The sequence below is a fragment of the Prosthecobacter sp. genome, assembly GCF_046154365.1.
GTDB lineage: Bacteria > Verrucomicrobiota > Verrucomicrobiia > Verrucomicrobiales > Verrucomicrobiaceae > Prosthecobacter.
Genome location: NZ_JBJXFV010000038.1, coordinates 1 through 3572, shown reverse-complemented (window position 1 = coordinate 3572; position 3572 = coordinate 1). Strand labels below are relative to the sequence as shown.

At 58.3% G+C, this 3572-nt stretch carries 5 protein-coding genes; 3 read left to right on the top strand and 2 right to left on the bottom strand.

What is annotated here, in order from left to right; translation table 11 throughout:
- Window positions 1-383 (top strand): sugar phosphate isomerase/epimerase family protein (locus ACKVY0_RS04400; RefSeq protein WP_409213577.1); only part of this gene is annotated, 383 nt, incomplete at its 5' end.
- 40 nt (window positions 384-423) lie between these two features.
- On the opposite strand, the gene ACKVY0_RS04395 is transcribed toward ACKVY0_RS04400, so the two are convergent.
- Window positions 424-1056: a hypothetical protein gene (locus ACKVY0_RS04395; protein WP_409213576.1), complete on the bottom strand. Its 633-nt coding sequence runs from the start codon at window positions 1054-1056 to the stop codon at window positions 424-426.
- A complete protein-coding gene (locus ACKVY0_RS04390; RefSeq protein ID WP_409213575.1) occupies window positions 1049-1243 on the bottom strand; it encodes a hypothetical protein in 195 nt (64 codons plus the stop codon). The genes ACKVY0_RS04395 and ACKVY0_RS04390 overlap by 8 nt, the downstream gene beginning before the upstream one ends.
- Before the next feature lie 108 nt (window positions 1244-1351).
- Here ACKVY0_RS04390 and ACKVY0_RS04385 point away from each other — a divergent pair, with 108 nt between their 5' ends.
- Together ACKVY0_RS04385 and ACKVY0_RS04380 are read left to right on the top strand one after the other, a co-directional pair.
- The gene (locus ACKVY0_RS04385) at window positions 1352-3307 is read left to right on the top strand and encodes an alpha-1,4-glucan--maltose-1-phosphate maltosyltransferase (RefSeq protein ID WP_409213574.1); all 1956 of its coding nucleotides are present in this window, start codon (window positions 1352-1354) and stop codon (window positions 3305-3307) included.
- A gap of 6 nt (window positions 3308-3313) precedes the next feature.
- Window positions 3314-3572: hypothetical protein (locus ACKVY0_RS04380; protein WP_409213573.1), on the top strand; the 259-nt coding region annotated here is incomplete at its 3' end.

Here is a 3572-nt window from a genome sequence, read left to right as displayed (position 1 = left end):
ACCACGGCGGCATCGTCGCCGAGCCGGACAACCTCATCAAGATGGTGCAGGCCGCGAAGAGTCCGTGGGCCGGCATCAATCTCGACAGCGGCAACTTTCACACCGCCGATCCCTACGCCGACCTCGCCAAGATCGCGCCTTACGCGGTCAACGTGCAGCTCAAAATGGAAATCAAACGCGAAGGTGCCAAGGAAGCCGAGGCCAGCGATGTGAAGCGCGTGATCCAGATCATGCGCGATGCGAACTACCAGGGCTGGTTCACGCTCGAATTCGAGACGAAGGAAGATCCGTTTGTGGAGGTGCCGAAGATCTGCGCGATGCTGCGGTCGATGTTAGATTCAAGCTCGGTGATTAGAAGGAAGATGATTCCTCCATCGAAGTAACGAAGAGCTGTGAGATGCTGCGGCCGTTGCTGGGATAGATTCAGCCTTTGGCCGCTTCAGCCAGCCAAGCTGTAACGAGGTCGGTCCAGTTGATAAAACAGCCCGGACCGATTTCAGTCTCAGTCAACTGCCTCTCGGTTAGTGCGCGAGGCAGGACCAATTGGAACTTTTCATACAAACTAACAATGGCTCTGCCACCGGGCAGTGACGGCACGATTTTCTGTGCATTGAGCCAGTCTCTGATTTGGACGATCACTCTGGCCGGATCGTTGCCATGATGGCGAATATCACGACCGCTGATGTCGGAGATGAATTTGTGATAGTCGAACCGCTCCGCCTCCATGACGAGCAGGCTTTTCTTCCTCCTGCCATATTTGGCCGCGCCGAGAAAAACGCCCATCTCAAAGGGCATGTTGAACCGGGACATGCCGCTGCCTGCATCCGCAGTTTTGCGCGACAGGTCATGAACACCGAGGCGGCAGTCGGCGATGATGCGCATGACCTTGGTCAGCCTCTCCTCGCCTGCATCATCGGCTTCCATCGCACATCTTGCGATGAAACCGCAAGCATGAATAGCGAACACGGATGCCTGCATCAGGGGCCAAAAATCATCATCGAACGGACAGTTGATGAAGACCTGCCGGTCGTACAAAAGCGGGGTGTGTTCAGGCACCTTTGGCAAGCGGCATGGAGTTCATCTGGTGTGTCTCCATCATGGCGGCCACAGCTTTTTTCAGTCTCACGCGGCTGATAGTTCCTTTCCCAGGATGAGACAGAATCCTCACTTTGACTCCCCCGATGACAACCACTGGAGCCTTCGCTGTCTTGTTGGAAGGTGAAACGGACTTGCTGATTTTCATGGTGCAATTATGGCAACAACAATTTGCGGTGGCAAATGCGAAATGCTGCCGCCAAATCATCAAGGGCAGGATTGCCCGTGCCTTTTTTACGGCTATGCGTGAGGTGCCATGTCCGCCTCCCACGCTCCCACCGTCGTCATCGAGAATTTCTATCCCTGCCTTGAAGGCGGTCGGCATCCGGTCAAACGGGTGATTGGCGAGCCGCTGGACATCTGGTGCGATATTTTCAAGGATGGTCATGATGTGATGAGCGCGGTGCTGCGCTGGCGGCTGGCAGGCACGCGGCGCTGGTTTGAAGCGCCGATGAAGCCGCTGTCAAACGACCGCTGGCAGGGGCGGTGCAGTTTCGCCAAAGCCGGACGCTGGGAGTATGTCATTGAAGCGTGGGGCGATACGTTCCGCTCGTGGAAGAAGACTTTCGCCGTGCGCGTGCAGGCCAAGGATCCCGATGCACCCATCGAGGCGCAGGAAGGCGCACGCCTGCTGCGCGACGCTGCAAAGCGTGCGCGTGCCGCCGGTGTGCCTGCGGCGGCGACGCAGCTCGAAGACTGTGCTGATCTGCTCACCACCGTGGCTCCGGGCGACATCATGGACGTGCTGCAATCCGACGAGATGCAGAGCCTGATAGACCAGTATCCCGACCGCTCGCAGTCCACCACGTCCGACACGCTGCGTGCCATCGTCGAACGCGAGCGGGCGCGCTTCTCCGCGTGGTATGAATTCTTCCCGCGTGGCGCCGAGGGCCGTAGTGACAAACATTCCTCCTTCCGCGACTGCCTGGGACGGCTCGATCACGCGGCGCACATGGGTTTCGATGTGGTGTACTTCCCACCGATTCATCCCATCGGCATCACCGCCCGCAAAGGCAAAAACAACACGCTCACGGCCAACGCTGACGATGTCGGCAGCCCGTGGGCCATCGGCGGTCCGACGGGCGGTCATCGTGAGATCGAACCGGCGCTCGGCACGGAGAAGGATTTCGTGTGGCTGATCAAGGAGGCGAAGAAACGCGGCATGGAAATCGCGCTCGACTTTGCCCTCAACTGCTCGCCCGACCATCCTTACGTCAAAACGCATCCAGATTGGTTCTACCAGCGTCCTGACGGCAGCATACGCTACGCGGAGAATCCGCCGAAAAAGTATCAGGACATCTATCCGCTCAACTTCCACTGCGACGACTGGCGCAACTTGTGGAAGGAGCTGACCGACGTGGTGCAGTACTGGGTCGATGTTGGCGTGAAAATCTTCCGTGTCGATAATCCGCACACGAAGCCCGTCGCGTTTTGGGAGGAACTCATCGCCACCATCCAGCGCAAGGATCCCGATGTGCTGTTCCTCGCCGAAGCCTTTACTAAGCCAAAGATGATGCAGGTGCTGGGCAAAGTCGGCTTCACACAGAGCTACACTTACTTCACCTGGCGCGAGAACTGCCAAGCGCTGACCGAGTACGCCCTTGAACTCACGCAGAGCGACATGCGCTGGTATTACCGCGCGAATTTCTGGCCGAACACGCCCGACATCCTGCCTGAGCACCTGCAAAACGCCGGCCCGCAAATGTTCCGCATCCGCGCCGCCCTCGCTGCCACCTTGTCATCGAGCTGGGGCATGTATTCAGGCTACGAGCTGTGTGAAAACGACCCGTATCCCGGCAAGGAGGAGTACAACAACAGCGAGAAGTACGAACTCAAGCCGCGCGACTACACCAAGCCCGGCAACATCACCGCCTTCATCCGCACGCTGAACCTCATCCGCCGCGACAACCCCGCGCTGCACCTCTACGACAACCTCAGCTTCCACGGCTCCGACCACGGCCAGATAATCTGCTACAGCAAAGTCACGCCCGATTTCAGCAACCGCATCCTCTGCGTCATCAGTCATGATGCGCAGCAAGGCGCGATGGGAATGGTGCATCTCAACCTCGCCGCACTCGGCCTCGATAGCAGCCGTGCGTTCAAAGTCACCGACCTCATGCACAATCAAGGCTACGAATGGCGTGGCGCGGACAACTACGTCGCGCTCAATCCAAGCGGCGTGTCGATGCACATCTTCAAGGTGGAGCAGTGATCCTAGATGAACCTCAACCCGCTGCTTTTGATCTTCGCGCTGTCTTGCAGCGTGCAGGCGCAGACGTGGCGGCTTGAATCATCCTCCAATCTGGCTCCGCTCGGCCATGAAGCGGGCTTTGTGATCAAGCAGATCGCCGGACCAGCGAAAGCGGAGATGAAGATCGTGTTCTTCGATGAGAAACATTGCCTGCTGCGTGTGGTGAGCAACGCGGACAGCAAAACGGCGAAGCCGCTCGATGAAATCGGCCGCGCACAGCAGGCGG